Annotated in this window: 17 protein-coding genes and 1 pseudogene; 6 read left to right on the forward strand and 12 right to left on the reverse strand. The window is 62.0% G+C overall.

What is annotated here, in order from left to right; translation table 11 throughout:
- The first annotated feature begins 5 nt into the window (after positions 1–5).
- Positions 6–1526: a conjugal transfer protein TraG N-terminal domain-containing protein gene (locus TX24_RS16475; RefSeq protein ID WP_003821126.1), complete on the forward strand. Its 1521-nt coding sequence runs from the start codon at positions 6–8 to the stop codon at positions 1524–1526.
- An 11-nt stretch (positions 1527–1537) separates the two neighbouring features.
- Here the strand turns inward: TX24_RS16475 and TX24_RS16480 are convergent, their stop codons facing one another.
- From TX24_RS16480 to TX24_RS16490, 3 genes are all read right to left on the reverse strand, one after another.
- On the reverse strand, positions 1538–1903 hold the full coding sequence (locus TX24_RS16480; protein WP_003821127.1) for a DUF3742 family protein: 366 nt from the start codon (positions 1901–1903) through the stop codon (positions 1538–1540).
- Positions 1904–1987: 84 nt separating this feature from the next.
- Positions 1988–2620: an RES family NAD+ phosphorylase gene (locus tag TX24_RS16485; protein WP_003821128.1), complete on the reverse strand. Its 633-nt coding sequence runs from the start codon at positions 2618–2620 to the stop codon at positions 1988–1990.
- Positions 2621–2632: 12 nt separating this feature from the next.
- Positions 2633–3259, reverse strand: a complete 627-nt coding sequence (locus TX24_RS16490; protein WP_003821129.1) for an integrase — start codon at positions 3257–3259, stop codon at positions 2633–2635.
- Between the two features lie 316 nt (positions 3260–3575).
- Here TX24_RS16490 and mobH point away from each other — a divergent pair, with 316 nt between their 5' ends.
- A complete protein-coding gene (gene mobH, locus TX24_RS16495; protein WP_003821130.1) occupies positions 3576–5447 on the forward strand; it encodes a MobH family relaxase in 1872 nt (623 codons plus the stop codon).
- Between the two features lie 50 nt (positions 5448–5497).
- Here mobH and kdsA read toward each other — a convergent pair whose 3' ends face one another.
- From kdsA to copM, 3 genes are all read right to left on the reverse strand, one after another.
- Positions 5498–6370, reverse strand: coding sequence for a 3-deoxy-8-phosphooctulonate synthase (gene kdsA, locus TX24_RS16500; RefSeq protein WP_003821131.1), 873 nt, complete (start codon positions 6368–6370; stop codon positions 5498–5500).
- Positions 6371–6544: 174 nt separating this feature from the next.
- A complete protein-coding gene (locus TX24_RS16505) occupies positions 6545–6802 on the reverse strand; it encodes a glutaredoxin family protein (RefSeq protein ID WP_003821132.1) in 258 nt (85 codons plus the stop codon).
- 10 nt (positions 6803–6812) lie between these two features.
- Complete coding sequence (gene copM, locus TX24_RS16510) at positions 6813–7514, reverse strand: CopM family metallochaperone (RefSeq protein WP_003821133.1); 702 nt, start codon at positions 7512–7514, stop codon at positions 6813–6815.
- Positions 7515–7694: 180 nt separating this feature from the next.
- On the opposite strand from copM, the gene TX24_RS16515 reads away from it, so the two are divergent.
- Positions 7695–8105, forward strand: coding sequence for a hypothetical protein (locus TX24_RS16515; RefSeq protein WP_012614065.1), 411 nt, complete (start codon positions 7695–7697; stop codon positions 8103–8105).
- A gap of 155 nt (positions 8106–8260) precedes the next feature.
- Here TX24_RS16515 and TX24_RS16520 read toward each other — a convergent pair whose 3' ends face one another.
- Entirely contained in the window at positions 8261–8956 is a 696-nt protein-coding gene (locus tag TX24_RS16520) for a FadR/GntR family transcriptional regulator (protein WP_003821135.1), read from the reverse strand.
- A gap of 199 nt (positions 8957–9155) precedes the next feature.
- Here TX24_RS16520 and TX24_RS16525 point away from each other — a divergent pair, with 199 nt between their 5' ends.
- Positions 9156–9698 (forward strand): nuclear transport factor 2 family protein, encoded by a 543-nt coding sequence (locus tag TX24_RS16525; RefSeq protein ID WP_003821137.1) that lies wholly within the window; start codon positions 9156–9158, stop codon positions 9696–9698.
- 181 nt (positions 9699–9879) lie between these two features.
- A complete protein-coding gene (locus TX24_RS16530) occupies positions 9880–10383 on the forward strand; it encodes a ClbS/DfsB family four-helix bundle protein (RefSeq protein WP_003821138.1) in 504 nt (167 codons plus the stop codon).
- A gap of 46 nt (positions 10384–10429) precedes the next feature.
- On the opposite strand, the gene TX24_RS16535 is transcribed toward TX24_RS16530, so the two are convergent.
- Positions 10430–11275 carry an MFS transporter gene (locus tag TX24_RS16535; RefSeq protein WP_024082530.1) on the reverse strand — a complete coding sequence of 282 codons (846 nt, stop codon included), beginning with the start codon at positions 11273–11275 and terminating at the stop codon, positions 10430–10432.
- Positions 11276–11652: 377 nt separating this feature from the next.
- Entirely contained in the window at positions 11653–13107 is a 1455-nt protein-coding gene (gene merA / locus TX24_RS16540; RefSeq protein WP_003821139.1) for a mercury(II) reductase, read from the reverse strand.
- A 122-nt stretch (positions 13108–13229) separates the two neighbouring features.
- On the opposite strand from merA, the gene TX24_RS16545 reads away from it, so the two are divergent.
- Entirely contained in the window at positions 13230–13802 is a 573-nt protein-coding gene (locus tag TX24_RS16545) for a TetR/AcrR family transcriptional regulator (protein WP_017638772.1), read from the forward strand.
- Positions 13803–13977: 175 nt separating this feature from the next.
- On the opposite strand, the gene TX24_RS16550 is transcribed toward TX24_RS16545, so the two are convergent.
- From TX24_RS16550 to TX24_RS16560, 3 genes and pseudogenes are all read right to left on the reverse strand, one after another.
- Positions 13978–15159, reverse strand: coding sequence for an MFS transporter (locus TX24_RS16550; RefSeq protein ID WP_049285968.1), 1182 nt, complete (start codon positions 15157–15159; stop codon positions 13978–13980).
- 79 nt (positions 15160–15238) lie between these two features.
- Positions 15239–15580 (reverse strand): annotated as a pseudogene (locus TX24_RS16555) (MerR family transcriptional regulator); the annotation flags it as partial.
- Between the two features lie 93 nt (positions 15581–15673).
- Positions 15674–17179: an efflux transporter outer membrane subunit gene (locus TX24_RS16560; protein WP_003821143.1), complete on the reverse strand. Its 1506-nt coding sequence runs from the start codon at positions 17177–17179 to the stop codon at positions 15674–15676.
- Positions 17180–17190: the final 11 nt, after the last annotated feature.

Raw genomic sequence — 17190 nt, forward strand, 5'->3', positions numbered from 1 at the left:
GGGCCATGACGCTCTTCACGACCGACTATCTGGAGTACTACCTCACCCTCGTGTCCTGGATCGTCAACAACGGTATCTGGGCCGTGCTGGTGTCCAGCGGGGTGTTCGCGCTGCCTTTCGTCGCCATCGTCGTGCAGGAGTGGCTGAAGGCCCGCGCGGAAGGCGCTGACGAGGGCAACAAAGGCGTTCTGAGTGCCGCCCGTATCGAGAACCGGGTGTTCGTCGCGATCGTGGTGGTGATGTTCGCGGGCATTCCGTTCATCGACGTGGACCTCAGCACCATCCAGTACGACAGCTCGCGCTCGGCGCAGTGCCAGGTCAGCGTGCCGCAGCCCACGGAAACCGGCTGGTCGCAGTCCTTCAGCACCATCAACAACCAGTCGGCGAAGGTGCCGGTCTGGTGGGCTTTCATGCACGCGCTCTCGCGCGCCGTCACGAGCGCCTCGGTAGCGGCGATCCCGTGCGGTACGGACCTGCGGCAGATGAGGATGGAGATCGACGCGACCCGCATTGACGACCCGGTACTGGCTCAGGAGGTCGCGGACTTCTCGCGGGATTGCTATGGGCCTGCGCGGGCCAAATTGTTCATGCAGCGCCCGGATCTCGATGAGCAGCAGATGCACGACGTAACCTGGATCGGCTCGCGCTTTTTCACGGACACGGGTGGCTACTACGACAGCTACCGCTCCAGCACGGCGCGCGAGGCATGGCCCTATGACGACACCCGCGATGCAGGCCTCGCGCAGGTTGCCAATGGTGGCGGCTACCCGACCTGCAGGCAGTGGTGGTCAGACGGCAGCAACGGCCTGCGCGCGCGGCTGCTGGGGCAAGTGGACCCGACCCTGCTGAATCGCCTGGCGGGCTGGGCCGGGTTCCTCAGCCGGGCCGAGGTGGACGATTCGGTGATCCGCGCCATCGCGTCACCGCGGCAGCAGAAACTGAACCAGGGCAGCGTCTATACGGACTACGGCGGCCAGATCGACAAGACCCTGCCGAACATCGTGACGCGCGCCACGGGCGACGTGGGGATGGCAGTCGGCGCGATTGCCGCGTTTCCTGCCATGGATGTCGTGCGCCAATCCCTGCCCATGATCCTCGCCTTACTGAAGATGGCGCTGGTCATCTGCATCCCGCTCGTGCTGGTTGTGGGCACCTACGACCTGAAGACGGTCGTCACCGTCAGCGTCGTGCAGTTCGCGCTGTTCTTCACGGACTTCTGGTTCCAGCTCGCACGCTGGATCGATTCAACGATTCTGGACGCGCTTTATGGCTGGGGCTTTGGCTGGAACCGGCCGCACACCAACTTTGACCCGCTGGTAGGGTTGAACAACGCCTTCGGCGACATGCTCCTGATGTTCGTCATGGGCACGATGTTCCTGGTTCTGCCGGGATTCTGGCTGGCGAGCCTTACCTGGGTTGGGATTCGGGCCGGGCACGTCATCCAGGGACTTTCCGATGGCAGCAAGAGCGCCGGCCAAGCTGGCGGCAAGGGTGCCGGGGCGCTCACCGGAGGAAAACTGAAATAGCGCGAGGCCGGTCAGTCGTCGGTGTACAACTCGTGCGACGTGTCGTTGTACAGGTTGGGATCGTAGCCCGGCGTCTTGCGCAGCTCGGTGAGGTCGGTGAAAGGCCACTCGTCCTCATCCGAAGTATTTGCAGCAGCAGCCCATCCCGCCGCCGCAACGCCCAGCATCACGAGTGCAAACCAAAACGCAACGTAGAGCAGCACCCCCAGTACAGCCAGCTTGGCTACCCACACGAGCGCGGTAGCGCCAGCTCGCGGCATGCCCTTGGACACCAACCAGTTCGACGCCCGCCGTTCGCGTCGCGCATAGGCACGCCATCCGCGGCCAAAGGCGCGGCCGAGGCGTTCTGCGGTGCTGGTGCGGGTCGTCGTGTTCATGGTCGTCTCCTGCTGTTGAGGAATGCCTATTCCAGTTTGCTCCACTTCATTCGGTTTGCGGCTTCAATGTGTTTTCTTGCTGCTTCAGGACGCTTCGTCATCCGGCCCCACCGGGCCGGGGTCGGGTTCAACGCCGATGCGGTAGGTAACAACGAAACGCGGCCAGTCCACATGGTCCACCAGGTCGATGTCCTCGATGACGCCAACCTTCGCTCCCGCACGCTCGAACAGGGCGATGCTCTTGGCGGGATAGTTGTTGCGCGACGGATAGAGCACCCCGTCGAACAGCGCCTGGCCATCATCTCCGAGCATCGCATGCACCTGGGCGGACACCCGCTGTGTGTGCGTGTAGTCGCGGCTGGCCAACTGCTCCAGGTTCAGGCCGAAGTAGCCCGCTATGACGCCCTGCGCCGTGAGATCGGCCAGAAACACGTCGTCCATCACGCCTACTGCGCGCACCATCCGGGCTTGGACTTCTTTCAGCGCGATCGAGCGTTGCGTGTCCGCAAGCCACTGGTGCTTGTGAAACACCGACTCCATCAGCGCCGTGGGCAGGTCGCGCCCCAGGTAGAGCACGCCGTAGGCCCCCGCTGGGTCATCGTAGCGATTCGTGCTGCTGCGGCCATAGTACAGCGGGCTGCCCCGATAGACGACGCGGCTCACATGCTGGAGCAGTTCACCGGCATCGATCAGGAACGAAGGCAGCTCGTGGCTCATGGCGGTCTCGCTTCAATGCACCTGGACGCCCAGCACGTTGAACACGGCCTCGGCCACGTCATCGATCGTGCCATGCGTCACCGCATCCACGGGCGAGCGACCACCCAGGCCTTCGAGGGGTTCGGACAGCGCGCGGTAGATCGTCCAGTGGTCGATGCCCTCGACCTCCTGGAGCACGGTTTGGGTCAACTGCTGCTTCACCGGGTCGAGCTGCCAGTCGGGCAGCTTCTGGCCGCGCGGCCCCACGTTCAGCGCCAGCAGCCGACGGGCGAGGATGTCCTTGTAGATTTGCTGGCGCGACTTGTCCGCCAGCTTGGCGAACTCGGCAGGCGGCAGGTTGTCCGGCTGGTTGAAGGCTTCCAGCAGCAAGGCGCGGCCTCGCTGGACATCGGTTTCAGCCGGTGTCCAGCGCGTGTCGGAGCGCAACGCGGCCGCCTTGCGCTGCAAGGCCTGCGCCACCGTTTCACCTTCCAGGTTGGCGGGCAGCGTCACCGCCTCCACGCGCTCGTGGATGAACGCCTGCAACTCAGCCGCGAACGCCGGTGCATCCCGGATTTCGACGGTATCGGCGAAGCGTCGCACATCCTCCACCGTGACTCGCGGCAGCCGGTCGGCAATGAATTCGATCGCAGTGGGCATGGTCAGCTCCCAGGTAGGTTTGAGACAGGATTCACTCTAGTCTCCTTTGTCGCATTTGTCAACTTAGTCGCCCGGGTGGGAGCCTACCTGGCGGTGTAGCGCCCCGGCAGCATAGGCCGGGGCCCAGCGCCAGGTCGCCGTCTAATCCATTCGTGCGGGTTCCGCATTGACGCTGGAGCCGCAGCCCAGGCCCCGCTATACCGAAACGGTTAAAGGCCAAAGGGTCGAAACGGCAAGGGAATGGGGTGCAAGGGGAAAGGCCCTACCTTGAAAAGGCCAAAAGGCCTCCCGCCCGGCCCGCCATCAGGACACCGACATGCTCTCCCTGTTCCAGCGAAAACGGCCCCCGGTCGCTGCCGCGCCGTCGCCAGCACCCGCCACCGACCTCCCGAAAGGGTTGATGCGGCCGGAGTCGGCCGCATCGTTGCTCGCCACCCCGCGCCGGCAGAAGCTGCTGGAACACATCTGGCAGCGCACCTCGCTTTCGCGCAAGCAGTTCGCCTCCCTGTACCGCGCGCCGCTGGAGCGCTACGCCGAGCTGGTCCAGGCCTTCCCGGCTTCCGAAGCGCATCACCATGCCTACCCGGGCGGCATGCTCGACCATGGCCTCGAAATCGTCGCCTACAGCCTAAAGCTGCGGCAGTCCCATCTGCTGCCCATCGGGGCCAGCCCCGAAGACCAGGCGGCGCAGGCCGAAGCCTGGACTGCGGCCGTCGCCTATGCCGCACTGCTCCATGACATCGGCAAGGTGGCCGTCGATCTGCACGTCGAGCTGGCCGACGGCAGCACCTGGCACCCATGGCACGGCCCGCTGCGCCAACCGTACCGCTTCCGCTACCGCGACGACCGCGAGTACCGGCTTCATAGCGCCGCGACAGGCTTGCTGTACCAGCAATTGCTCAATCGCGATCTGCTGGACTGGCTCAGTGGCTATCCATCCTTGTGGGCGCCGCTGCTCTACGTCTTGGCTGGGCAGTACGAGCACGCCGGGGTTCTGGGCGAGCTTGTCGTGCAGGCCGACCGCGCCTCCGTCGCCCAGGAGCTGGGCGGCGATCCCGCGCGCGCCATGGCCGCGCCCAAGCACTCGCTCCAACGCAAGCTGGTCAACGGGCTGCGCTACCTGCTCAAGGAAGAGCTGAAACTGAACCAGCCGGAGGCCTCCGATGGCTGGCTCACCGAGGACGCGCTGTGGCTGGTGAGCAAGACAGTCTCGGACAAGCTGCGCGCGCACCTGCTGTCCCAGGGGGTCGATGGCATCCCCGCGAACAACACGGCCGTGTTCAACGTGCTACAGGATCATGCCATGTTGCAGCCCACCGCCTCCGGCAAGGCCATCTGGCGCGCAACTATTACCAGTGAGAGTGGCTGGTCCCATGCCTTCACGCTCCTGCGCCTGGCCCCGGCGCTGATCTGGGAGCCCTCGGAGCGACCCAGCCCATTTGCGGGAACCGTGACCGTGGACAACGCCGGCGAGGCCGAGGACGGGCCGCGCCCGTCCGCACCCGACGCTGCATTGCTACCTGGAGCAGCGGTGGCAACGGAGAAGGAGCCCGCAGCAAGCAGCCGTCCAGATCAGTCGGGCGGAAGTCACGCCATACCTCCCAGCACGCAGCGCAATCCGGCCGACCCACTGGAAAGCATGCTGGCGATGTTCGAGACAACGCCTGAGCCGGAGCAGTCCGTCGAAGCCCCGCCAGAGGGTGCCGACGATGCAGCGGTGCCGCTCGACCCTCCCGCATCGGCCCCAGGTCCTTCGGCGCCGACCGCCGCGCCTGCGCCGCACGATTTCGCCTCATTTACCGGGCGGCCATCGGGCGAGCATTTCATGGCCTGGCTGAAACAGGCCGTCCAGACCCGCAAGCTCATCATCAATGACGCCAAGGCCCTGGTACATACCGTGTCCGACACGGTTTACCTGATCAGCCCTGGTGTTTTCCAGCGCTACGCACAAGAGCATCCAACCATTGGGCCGCTTGCGAAGGACGCGGCCCTGCAGGACTGGCAGTGGGTGCAGAAGCGCTTTGAAAAACTCGGACTCCACAGGAAACAGCCATCGGGTCTGAACATCAGGACGTGCGAGGTCATGGGACCGCGCAAAACGCGCCAGGTGCATGGCTATTTGCTCGAAGACCCATCGCACATATTCGATGCCGTTCCACCGAACAATCCTTATCTGTCGCTCAAATAGCCGACTAAGAGGGGAAGTGCCACACGTTCTGTTTGAACGGGTGGCAGGCTTCAGTCGATCCGAAGAGGCTCGAACGACTTGACGAGTTGGTCCACCGCCTTGACCTGCCGCAGCAGCGGTTCGAGCGTGTCCAGTGGCAGAGCGCTGGGTCCGTCACAACGTGCATGCGCCGGGTCGGCGTGTGCTTCGAGGAACAAACCGCCAATGCCGACCGCCATGCCGGCCCGCGCGAGTTCGGGCAACTGTTGGCGACGCCCACCCGAAGCCAACGCATCCGCTTCTCGCCGCTGCAGGCTATGGGTTACGTCGAACACCAGTGGCAGGCCACTGCTGGCAACGCTCATTTCGCGGAAGCCCAACATGTCCACGACGAGATTGTCGTAGCCGAACTGCGTGCCACGCTCGCACAGCAGGACGCGCGGGTTGCCAGCCTCGTGCAGTTTGTGGACGACATGCCTGATCTGGCCCGGGCTGAGGAACTGCGGCTTCTTGACATTCACTACCCGACCGGTGCGGGCAATGGCGGCCACCAGATCGGTCTGCCGGGCCAGGAAGGCCGGAACTTGCAGTACGTCGGCAACGGCAGCGACCTGCATGGCCTGCTCAACCTCATGCACGTCGGTCAAGACTGGGCATCCGAACCGCGACTTGACCGCATCGAGGACCCGCAGCCCTTCCTCCAGGCCGACACCTCGGAAAGAATGGATCGACGAGCGATTGGCCTTGTCGAACGACGCCTTGAAAACGAAGGGTATCCCCAGCTTGCGCGTCACCTCCGCGAAGTGCTCAGCCGCAGCCAGGGTCGTATCGAGATCCTCGATGACGTTGATGCCGCCGAACAGCACGAACGGCAGGTCGTTGGCGACTGTGATGCCCTCGGAAATGGCGACGTGCAGGGAGGTGGCTGATGATGTCGATCGCATAAAAATTCCTCTCGTGATGTCAACGACCGCAGGCGAAAGCGCCGAGCGTCGTCGGCGAAGAATGCCTCACGGTCTTGAGCTTTGCGTGCAGACGCGTCCACAACAGCGCTTACAGGGTCCGACCGGGGTCCGCACCGGCGACTCCGCCCGTGACCACGGTCTTCCTTCAGCGGCTCACTGAAGACCGAGCGCCTTCATCAGCCTCGGCTTCTGGCTCGCGAAGGTGCCATAGAAGACCTCGTCGCCGACGATCGTGATCGGGGCCACGCGCACGCCGGTTCGTGACTTGGCCTCCGCGGAAATCTTCGGGTCGGTCAGGTCGCGCTCTTCAAACGCGATGCCCTGCTGGGACAACCACTCCTTTAGTGCCCGGCAGTCCGGGCAAGTTGGAGTGCTATAGATGAGGATGCGCGGGGTGTTGGCTTGGTTCATGGTCGTGCCTTCACTTGCCCCGAGCGACAAGCCAACTCTTCATCATGGCGATCTCGCCTTCCTGCGCGGAGATGACCTCCTGAGCCAACTTGCGGACCTCCGGGTTCTTGCCGTACTGCAGCGCCACCTTGGCCATGTCGATCGCACCCTGGTGGTGCGGGATCATGCCGCGCATGAAGTCCACATCGGCGTCGCCGCTGAAGTCGATCATCATGTCCGCATGCATGCGGTCGTTGCCGGCACGGTAGGCGGCCGTCGAGGCATCGCCCGAGCTGCCGGCCGCCGCCTGCTGGCCGTTGTCGCCCAGCCACTTGTTCATCATGGCGATCTCGCCTTCCTGCACGGTGATGACCTCCTGGGCCAGCTTGTGAACCTCCGGGTCCTTGCCGTACTGCAGCGCCACCTTGGCCATGTCGATCGCGCCCTGGTGGTGCGGGATCATGCCACGCATGAAATCGACGTCGGCGTTGCCAGTGAACTGCGCTCCCATCCCGGCGTGCATCTGGTCGTTCACGGCGCGATACGCGGTCGTGGAAGGACTGTCATTGGCCGAGGCGCTGGAGGGCATCGCGTGCCCTTGGTGACCTCCGCCCGCACTGGCCTGCATCGCTTCACCCGACGGGACGACCACCTTCTTCTGGACGGCCATCAGGCCGGCGGCGACCACGACGGCGCCCGCAATGAACAAGAGGCTGAACTTGTTGACCTTCATGAAAAAACTCCTTGAATGAGGTTGATGGGTTCACTGTAGGGCCTCCCATTGTTGGAAGGTCAAGCCCTTATTTCGCCCGTCACTTGGCGCTGCACGGCGGTGTGCCCATGCCCATTTCAGTTGCAAGTAATTCTCAACAAAGGTAGGATGTTAGGACGTTAATAGCGAGAGTCCAGGATCATGTCCCAGCAACCGAAAGTTCACGACACCAGCGATTTCCCCATCGTCCGCTTCGACGGCGCAAGCATCTACAACGGATACAGCAGCGCCTGGTGCGCGGAAATGGATGAACTCGTCGCCTGCGGAAAGCCCTTCGTGCTTATCTACGTCGCGGGAGGGCCAGAAGAGACTCTCGACGATCGCGCTCAGCGCGGCGTCTGGCTGAAGACTCACAAGGAGACGCTTGGCGGCACATTGCTCGCGCTCATCCACGTCGAACCGGATTCGGATAAGCGAGCCCAGTTGGAGGCCATGCTGCCAAAGCTCGTCCAGGCTTTCGGTACACCGCAGTCCACCCGGGCCACCCACGCCGATGCCGAGGCGCTGGCCCGGTATGTCCTGGCGGGTGGTCGCGTCGAAGATTCGATATGAACAGCACCGTCCGGTCGCTGTAGCGCACCAAGGGCCTATCCATGAGGACCGGCTACCGCGTGCTCTCCGGGAAACAACCCGCGTTCCGATCAACGGGGCCGGCGACCGGCTGCTCGATGGAAAGCGGCATTGCCAGCGCGGGAGTCGCGCTCGGATCAACCCGATTTCTCAAGTGCCGCAATCAGCGGAGCGACCACGTTCCGCACAGCCGCCGCAGCTGCTTCTCCATCCTGGCGCTCGATAGCATCCACGATCGCCTCATGGGTCGCGAGACCCGGCTCGGGCAGTTCCTTGTCCTTCAGCGCAGTCAGCGTGTTCATGCGGACCGAGTTCGCGAAGTAGCGGTACAGCTCAGCCAGCGCGCCGTTGCCGCACATCCCGGCGATCGCGCAGTGGAAAGCCGTATCGGCCTCGGCAAAGGCCGCGCTCGATGCGTGTTGCTCCTGCTCGCCGCGGGCCTTCAACAGTCGGCGCAGCAGCCCAACGTCCGCCTTGGACCGATGCACCGCGGCCAACCTGGCCGCCTCGGTTTCCAGCATGCAGCGCAACGCGAAGTGCTCTCGCAAGCCGGAACGCCCGACACGGCGCATGACCTCGGCCGGATCGATATTGGTTCGCACGTAGGTGCCATCACCCTGGCGGACTTCCAGGACCTGGCCGTGCGAGAGCACGCGAATGGCTTCCCGCACCGTGTTGCGGCCAACCTCCAGCATCTCGGCCAGTTCCTGCTCCCTGGGGATGCGCTCGCCGACCTTCCAGGCGCCTCCCTCGATCTGGCCGCGGATCAGCTCAATCGTCGAATCGACGAGCGAACGCCGCGGCGCCTGTGGGAGTGTGAAGCGGTTATTCATCGCGGTTCTCAAATGACGTAGAGACGGGAGCCCATCGGACCTCGATTGTAGCAACTCAGGCCTTATACATAGGATGATTCTATGTATTTGACAAAAGAGCAATTGCCGACGGCCTGTGCTTCGTTGCGCGCGACATGCGATTTTCCACCACGCCCGTGCGAGCGGGATTTTTTTCAACACCTTTTGGAGTATTTCGACCATGAACAACATGCAGCACGCCCTGTCATTCAGGCCCCTTCGTTCTTCAGACGGCTTGCGCTGCCGTCCGGTGCAGGCTTTGGGAGCGATATTCCTCGGGCTGGTTTCACTCGCCTATAGCGTCACGTCGCAGGCGGCAGATGAGCCAGAGAACGTGAAGGTGGTCCAGCAATACCTTGACGCCTGGAATGGCGGGCGAACCGACGCGATGGAAAAAGTGCTCGATTCCAACGTCGTCTATTTCAATACCAGCAATGAAGCGTCCCGCACTGGGCCTCAAGCCATTACCGAAGTCTCGCAGTTTCTGATGAAAATCCTGCCCGACCGAAAAATGAAAATCCGTTCGCAGCCGGTTGCCTCCGGCGATGGTGTGGCGATCGAGTGGGAATTCACCGCCACCAAGAACAGCAATGGCGGGACGTCGCCCTCCAGTTCGACCATCAGTTATTTCGGCGCGAGCTTCTTCCGTGTTTCGAACGGAAAGATTGTCTATGCCAGCGACTACTACAACCACAACACCATGCAGAAGCAGCTTCAGCAGTAACGTAAATCCGCAAACAGGAAATCACCGACATGTCCCGCTTCATCATGCACAAGCCCTCGGCGCCGCCAGCGCAGCGGTGAGGCAAGCGCTTTTCCTCAATCCAAGGTAATTGCGCTGGTGACTTGATGAATATCTGACACGCCGGTTATCGAGCCTTGTCTCGATGAAATAGAAATCCCGAATGAAACTACCAACCACGAAGCAGGAACTCCTTGACAAGGTTCGCGCCAGCCACCGAAAGCTCGGGGTAGAAGCTGCCACCATTCCCGCCAGCCACTACCGGCACACGGCCATGATCTGGCAGGAGCCGCGCCTGCATACCAACGCTGCGATGGTCCTGGTGGACGTCATCGTCTGGAACACGATGATCCTGCAGTTCGCGCATGATCGGACGCCTGGACCTTCGGCGTCCTTTTACTCGCCGAGTGCGATGGCGCAGCGGGCCGAGCGTCTTTCTGCCGGCTTCCAGCGCCGTTTCGCGGGCAGAGACCTTCGCGAGCTGGAAGCCATGCTCACGGAGGGACAGGACCGGGTGCTCGACTGCGTGGCGCACCATTCGAACGCCTCGCTTTTCGATCCCGCGTTGAGCCCGATGAAGACCCTCGGGCGCAAGATCCAGTTCTTCACCTCCACCGCCTACGACGACGCGCTGTCGAGGCTGCGCCAGTGGAAGCAGGTGCTGTAGCGGCCGAGGCGACCCACTGCGCGGAGCGCCTCTTGCACCGCTCCGATCAGACCGGAGCTGGCAGCGCCGGCTTTCGCGCGGCCTGCCACAGCAGCGGCACCAGGATCAGCGCCAGGGCCGGGAAGATCATCCAGTTGACCGCCTGCCAGCCCGAGCTGTGCAGGATCGATCCCGCGAGGAACGACACGGCCGCCGTGGCGGCGAAGACGAAGAAATCGTTCATGCCCTGCGCCTTGCTGCGCTCGGCCGGGGTGTGGCAATCGGTGACCATCGCCGTCGCGCCGATGAAGCTGAAGTTCCAGCCGATGCCCAGCAGCGCCAGCGAGCCCCAGAAGTGGGACAGGCCGAGCCCGCCCAGGGCCACCACCCCGGAGGCGGCGAGCAGCACCATGCCGACGGCGGTCACGCGCTCCTTGCCGTAGCGCACCATCAGTCGTCCTGTGAAAAAGCTCGGCCCGAACATCGCCAGCAGGTGCCACTGTATTCCTAGGGCGGCGTTGTCCACCGAATGCCCGTGGTTGACCATCGCCACCGGCGCGGCCGTCATCACGAACGCCATCACCCCATAGGACACCACGCCCGCAGCCACGGCCAGCAGATAGCGCGGCATCGCCAAGAGCTGCAGCACCGTCCGACCGCTATCGGCGACTGCTTCGGCCTGGGTCTGGCTCGGCGTGCGCAGCATCAGCAGGATCGGCAAGGCGATCAGCGGCAGCAGCGCCTGGCTGAGGAAGCTGCCAACGTAGGGCGTGCCCGCTACCGCATCGCGCGTGAAGATCACCAACTGCGGCCCGATGATGGCGCCCGCGAGACCGCCCACCATGACCCAGGAAATGGCCTTGGCCTTAAGCGCGTCCTCGGCGGTGACGGCGGCTGCGAAGCAGTAGCCCACAGCAGGAAATCGAACTATGAAACGAATAACCCCTTTCCTTCTGGTCGCAGTACTCGGGGGCACTGAAGCAGGCCAGCGTGTCTACTCATCGCGCATGAATTGCCTGACAACCTTTCAAATTTAGAGAAGATAAATTGAAGTTCTGACGGGAATTTCTCAGTAAAAGAATCCTATCTTTCTCGTCAACAGACTGAACGGCACCCCCTGAGTTTTTATGCATATATTCAAGATCGGCAAATTCTTTAATGATTCACCACAAAAAAGGCGGGAAGCCCATTGAGCGATCCCGCCATAGCAAAAAACTCAAACATGCTCACATCAGGAAACTTTACCCTGAAACGATCCCTTGAAATTTAAGCGCATAGTAATAATAAGATTTAGCCATTAGCCGAATCTTCCAAAGTTGGCGCACTGCTTGCTACGTTTTTAAGCGACTCCGCCATAGTGAAGTACGGAGACCACTGTTTTGCAAGTTGGTCAACCGTAAGTCCTGCGGAGATAATATAGGTTGCAGCTGCAATAACCTCTCCAGCAGATTCGCCTACCATATGAATACCCAGAATCCTTCCTGTCTCACGCTCGGATATCATCTTGATTATCCCTTTGTCGTGACGACTTACAATAGCACGTAGAACAAAGGAAACCGGAATTTCACGAACATCATAGGCAATTTGGGCCGCCTCAGCCTGCATAGGAGTCATGCCGACAGCAGCCATCTCGGGCGACGTGAAAATGACGCGGGGCAAGGCGGTGTAGTCTAGGGACCGAGGCTCGTTGCCCAGAGCATTGCTCGCGGCCACGGTCCCCTGCGCACTAGCGACATACACTAATTGAGCCATACCAGTGACATCGCCCGCTGCCCAGATGCGAGGATTTGAGGTTCGCAGATGTTCGTCCACAATTATTTCGCCTCGATCGCCCCTGGACACATTGACAGCATCCAAGTTGAGTCCTTCAGTTGCCGGACGGCGCCCCGTCGCTATGAGAATCTTATGGGCGAAAATTTGCTGAGTACGTCCTTCGGCGACGACAGTTGCAAGCACCCCGCTCTCGTGTGGTACGACGTTTGTCAGATTGGCGCCAGTATGGAACATGATGCCCTCCGCTGACAGCGCCTGCTCCAGTGCCGCAGAAATCGCGGGATCCTCGAACGGTGCAATTCGAGGAGCTATCTCGACCACTTCAACCTTGCTGCCCAGTCGAGCGAACAATTGACCTTGCTCCAGACCGATCGCATTGCCGCCGACGACCAGCATGGACTCAGGCACCTGCTCAAGGGACATGGCCGAGCCGGAAGTGAGAAAGTCCACCTCACTGAGGCCAGGAATGGAAGGAATGAATGGCGCTGCCCCACTGGCGATCAGTACCTGCTTGGCGTACACCAGGTTTGTGTTTCCGTCTGAGTCCGCGACGACGAGCGCTACGATATCTGGCTCATCTGACGCTACAAAGGTCGCCTTGCCGCGAAATACCGCAATACCTGCATCCTTGGGTGCTTGTACATGGAAAGACTGCCGGAAGTGCCCGATCATTTGATCTTTATCTCTGACAAGCAAAGACAAGTCGACAGGCCCGGCCGAGGTCGCTATACCTGGGAACTTCCCATGCGCAGCAGACATGCGAGCAGAAGCCGCCGCAAGCAACGTCTTTGAAGGAACGCATCCTACATTGAGACAGGTCCCTCCTGCCAACCCCTGTTCGATCATGGCGACTGTTTTGTCGAGCCTACGTGCTTCGTTCGCTGCGGCTCTAGCCGCCGAACCGGAACCTATCGTGACTAGATCATAGATGACGGAGGGCTGTTGTGCGGAAGCCGCTGTTGTCGTGTTCATAAAAGAAGCCTCAAGGAAATTGCAAAGAAAGAGACAGATCGGTCTCCTTGAGGGATTGTAGACAACCCTGTCTCCTTGTGTCAACATGTCGCGTATGAATCCTCACAACGATGAATAACATCATGGACAAAAAAGAACAGTTAGTCGCAACTGCCTTTAACCTTTTTTATAAGTACGGCATTCATGCTGTTGGCATCAATCGGGTACTTGAAGAGTCCGGCATTGCCAAGAAAACGCTATATAACCATTTCTCCAGCAAGGAAGATCTAATTGCTGCGACCGTCGAATATTGTGATCAGCAGTATTTCTCTTGGCTCGATTTGCGTTTGCACGAAGCGACGCCAGGTAGGGACGCCTTGTATGCCATGCTTGATGCTTTTGACGATCTGTTTCAGGGTCTCGATCAATCCAAGCCACTTTTCTTGGGTTGTTATTTCATTAATGTCAGCGCCGAATTCAGCAATCCGGATCATGATATACATAAGCTTTGCGCCCGAAACAAAGAGGCTATGCTGCGATGGATCACACACCACACTTCACTTGTCATAACGTCCAGAGAATCGATAGTTCAAATCTCTGAAACAATTGCTATGTTGCTTGAAGGGGCGATTATTCAGGCTCACGTTCTTGGAGATCTGCACGCTGCTCGCAAAGCCAAAGCCGTGGTTAAACTGCTTCTTGATAAATCTAACTAACTAACTAACTAACTAACTAACTAACTAAATTCATCTGTCCATACAACTCTTTGACCATCAATAAAGGTGGAACGGCAAAGTAGCTTTCCGAAGTTTCAGCAGTGGAGACAAGTCGTGTAGTGCCGGAACGGGCCACTTATCGGCTTCCAGTCCTCGATCAATGCCCCAAGTCAAGTCAGTTGCAACCGTACCGCCCCTGCCACAGCAGCGGCACCAAGATCAGCGCCAAGGCCGGGAAGATCATCCAGTTGACCGCTTGCCAGCCCGAGCTGTGCAGGATCGACCCCGCGAGGAACGACACGGCCGCCGTGGCGGCGAAGACGAAGAAGTCGTTCATGCCCTGCGCCTTGCCCCGCTCGGCCGGGGTGTGGCAGTCGGTGACCATCGCCGTGGCGCCGATGAAACTCAAATTCCAGCCGATGCCCAACAGCGCCAGCGAGCCCCAGAAGTGGGACAGGCCGAGCCCGCCCAGGGCCACCACCCCGGAGGCGGCGAGCAGCACCATGCCGACGGCGGTCACGCGCTCCTTGCCGTAGCGCACCATCAGTCGCCCGGTGAAGAAGCTCGGCCCGAACATCGCCAGCAGGTGCCACTGTATTCCTAGGGCGGCGTTGTCCACCGAATGCCCGTGGTTGACCATCGCCACCGGCGCGGCCGTCATCACGAACGCCATCACCCCATAGGACACCACGCCCGCAGCCACGGCCAGCAGATAGCGCGGCATCGCCAAGAGCTGCAGCACCGTCCGACCGCTATCGGCGACTGCTTCGGCCTGGGTCTGGCTCGGCGTGCGCAGCATCAGCAGGATCGGCAAGGCGATCAGCGGCAGCAGCGCCTGGCTGAGGAAGCTGCCAACGTAGGGCGTGCCCGCTACCGCATCGCGCGTGAAGATCACCAACTGCGGCCCGATGATGGCGCCCGCGAGACCGCCCACCATGACCCAGGAAATGGCCTTGGCCTTAAGCGCGTCCTCGGCGGTGTCGGCGGCTGCGAAGCGGTAGCTCTGCACATACGCGCCGTAGAAGCCCGCCAGGAAGGTGCCGGCGCAGAAGATCCAGAACGAGGCCAGCATGATGCCCAACGCGGCGATCAGGCCCGAGGCCACGCCGAAGCCGACCCCCACCACGTATCCGTTGCGGCGGCCATGGCGCCGCATGATGAAGGCGGCAGGCAAGGTGCCGATGGCAAGACCCAGGCCGAACAGACTCACGGGCAAGGTGATCCAGGCCGAATTCTTGGCAAGCTGCTGGCCGACCAGCCCACCCAGCGACATCACGATGGGCGCGCTGGCGCCGCCGAGCGCCTGCGCGGCGGTGAGAACGCCGATGTTTCGGCGCGTGATGCTCTGGTCGGTCATGGGCGTCTTTCTTATTCGTTTGTCTGGCCGGAAATATTACACGCATGAATATATATTCAGTTATATGGACATGCGATGCTCACGAACCATCGCGAGCCGGTCCATCCTCGGAAGCCCCGGCGGAAGCAGCACCGTGCAGGGCCAATGCGAGCAGGTGCTCTTTCACCTGGATCAGTTGCTCCATGCGTTCCTCAACACAGGCGAGATGGCCTTGGACAGCCTGCCTTAGCAGCTCAGGTTCCAGGAACCCCTCATGTGCCCAACCCAGTAGGCGGCGCACGTCATCCAGGCCGATTCCCGAGGCACGGTAGTTGCGAATCAGGTGAAGCCGTTCGACATGGGCCGGGCCATAGCGCCGATAGTTGTTGCGTGACCGCTCCGGGGCTTGCAACAGGCCCTCCCGCTCGTAGAACCGAATGTTCTCCGGGGGGTGCCCGTCAAGCGCGCAAGTTCACCGATCCTCATCCGGTTCTCCGTGCGCAACGATGGGGAACGCCGCCGTTGCGCATAGCCCTTATCCCGGCGACCGGGCGGATGGTTGCCCGGTGGCGCCCGATTGCACCGTGTGCTCAGTCCAGCCGCCACCCAGCGCCTTGTAGAGGTGGATGAGGTTGTTCAGCCGCGTCAGGCGCGTGCGCACCAGGGTCTGCTGCGCACCGTACTGTGTGCGTTGCGCATCGAGCAAGGTGAGGTTGTCGTCCACGCCTTCCTGGAAGCGTTGCTCGGCTAGTTGGTAGGCTTTCTGGCTAGCCGCTACCAGGAGCTGCTCCGAGCGGATCTGCTCATCAAGCGTGCGCTTGCCCGCCAAGCCGTCAGCCACCTCAGCAAAGGCCGCCTGGATAGACTTCTCGTAGTTGGCGATTTCGATCCTCTTTTGTACCTGTGCCACGTCCAGATTGGCTCGCAACGCGCCGCCGCGGAAGATGGGCAGCGTGATCTGCGGCAGGAAGCTCCAGGCCCGCGAGCCCGAATCGAACAGGCCGTCCAGCGAAGCGCTGGCCGTGCCCGCCGAGCCCGTGAGGCTAATCGTCGGGAAGAACGCGGCCCGCGCCGCGCCGATGTTGGCGTTGGCGCCGATCAGCATCTGCTCGGCGGCGCGGATGTCCGGCCGACGCGCGAGCAGTTCGGACGGCAGGCCGCTCGGCAGGTCGGTCGGCACGATGTCGTCCGGCAGCGCCACGGCCTCGTCAAGCTGCCGGGACAGCTCCGGCGTCAGCGGCTGGCCCAGCAGCAGCACCAGCGCGTTGCGGTCCTTGGCCGCCTGCCGCGTGTAGGCGGCGCGGTTGGCCTCGGCGGTGCGCAGCGCGATCTCCGCGCGGCGCAGGTCGAGCTGCGTGGAATTTCCCGCTTCCACCAGTTGGGTGGTCAGGTCATAGGAGCGCTTCTGTGTGGCGAGGGTGTCGCTCGTCAGGCGCAGCAGTTCCTGGTCGGCGCGCAGCGTGAGGTAGGCGCTGGCCACCTCGGACACCAGGCTCATCTGCGTGGCGATGCGGGTCTCGTCGAGGGCCAGGTAGGACGCCAGCGCCCGGTCGTTGAGGCTGCGGATGCGGCCCCACAGGTCCAGCTCCCAGGCGGCCGTCACCCCGGCCACGTCGTAGCGCCGGAGCACGTCGCTTTGCCCCGTGGTACTGAGGTCGGCCGGTACGCGCTCTGACGCGCCGCGGGCGGAAACGCCCAGGTTCGGCAGCATCTCGGCACGCTGGATACGGTACAGCGCCTGAGCCGCCTCCACGTTGAGCGCGGCTTTGTGCATGTCGCGGTTGTTCTCCAGCGAAATGCCGATCAACTGCTGCAGCAGCGGGTCGCGGAAGAAGTCCCGCCAACCGATCTCGGCCGTGATCGCGTCGTCGGGCGTCGCGGCCGCCAGTTCCACATAGGCCGCGCCCGAGGGATAGGCCGTGTCGATCGGCGCTGCGGGCCGGTCATACTTCGGTGCCATGGAGCAGCCAGCCAGCGCCGCCGCGAGGGCGAGCGGCGCCAGCGTCCTGGCGGGTCGTGTGAATGCGAAAGATGTTTTCATGTCGTATGTCC

The organism is Pseudomonas lactis (assembly GCF_001439845.1).
In the GTDB taxonomy this organism is placed as follows: Bacteria; Pseudomonadota; Gammaproteobacteria; order Pseudomonadales; family Pseudomonadaceae; genus Aquipseudomonas; species Aquipseudomonas lactis.

Coding starts and splice junctions, on each gene's coding strand:
- TX24_RS16475 (WP_003821126.1), top strand. CDS start 6: ATGACGCTCTTCACGACCGACTATCTGGAGTACTACCTCACCCTCGTG.
- TX24_RS16480 (WP_003821127.1), bottom strand. CDS start 1,903: ATGAACACGACGACCCGCACCAGCACCGCAGAACGCCTCGGCCGCGCC.
- TX24_RS16485 (WP_003821128.1), bottom strand. CDS start 2,620: ATGAGCCACGAGCTGCCTTCGTTCCTGATCGATGCCGGTGAACTGCTC.
- TX24_RS16490 (WP_003821129.1), bottom strand. CDS start 3,259: ATGCCCACTGCGATCGAATTCATTGCCGACCGGCTGCCGCGAGTCACG.
- mobH (WP_003821130.1), top strand. CDS start 3,576: ATGCTCTCCCTGTTCCAGCGAAAACGGCCCCCGGTCGCTGCCGCGCCG.
- kdsA (WP_003821131.1), bottom strand. CDS start 6,370: ATGCGATCGACATCATCAGCCACCTCCCTGCACGTCGCCATTTCCGAG.
- TX24_RS16505 (WP_003821132.1), bottom strand. CDS start 6,802: ATGAACCAAGCCAACACCCCGCGCATCCTCATCTATAGCACTCCAACT.
- copM (WP_003821133.1), bottom strand. CDS start 7,514: ATGAAGGTCAACAAGTTCAGCCTCTTGTTCATTGCGGGCGCCGTCGTG.
- TX24_RS16515 (WP_012614065.1), top strand. CDS start 7,695: ATGTCCCAGCAACCGAAAGTTCACGACACCAGCGATTTCCCCATCGTC.
- TX24_RS16520 (WP_003821135.1), bottom strand. CDS start 8,956: ATGAATAACCGCTTCACACTCCCACAGGCGCCGCGGCGTTCGCTCGTC.
- TX24_RS16525 (WP_003821137.1), top strand. CDS start 9,156: ATGAACAACATGCAGCACGCCCTGTCATTCAGGCCCCTTCGTTCTTCA.
- TX24_RS16530 (WP_003821138.1), top strand. CDS start 9,880: ATGAAACTACCAACCACGAAGCAGGAACTCCTTGACAAGGTTCGCGCC.
- merA (WP_003821139.1), bottom strand. CDS start 13,107: ATGAACACGACAACAGCGGCTTCCGCACAACAGCCCTCCGTCATCTAT.
- TX24_RS16545 (WP_017638772.1), top strand. CDS start 13,230: ATGGACAAAAAAGAACAGTTAGTCGCAACTGCCTTTAACCTTTTTTAT.
- TX24_RS16550 (WP_049285968.1), bottom strand. CDS start 15,159: ATGACCGACCAGAGCATCACGCGCCGAAACATCGGCGTTCTCACCGCC.
- TX24_RS16560 (WP_003821143.1), bottom strand. CDS start 17,179: ATGAAAACATCTTTCGCATTCACACGACCCGCCAGGACGCTGGCGCCG.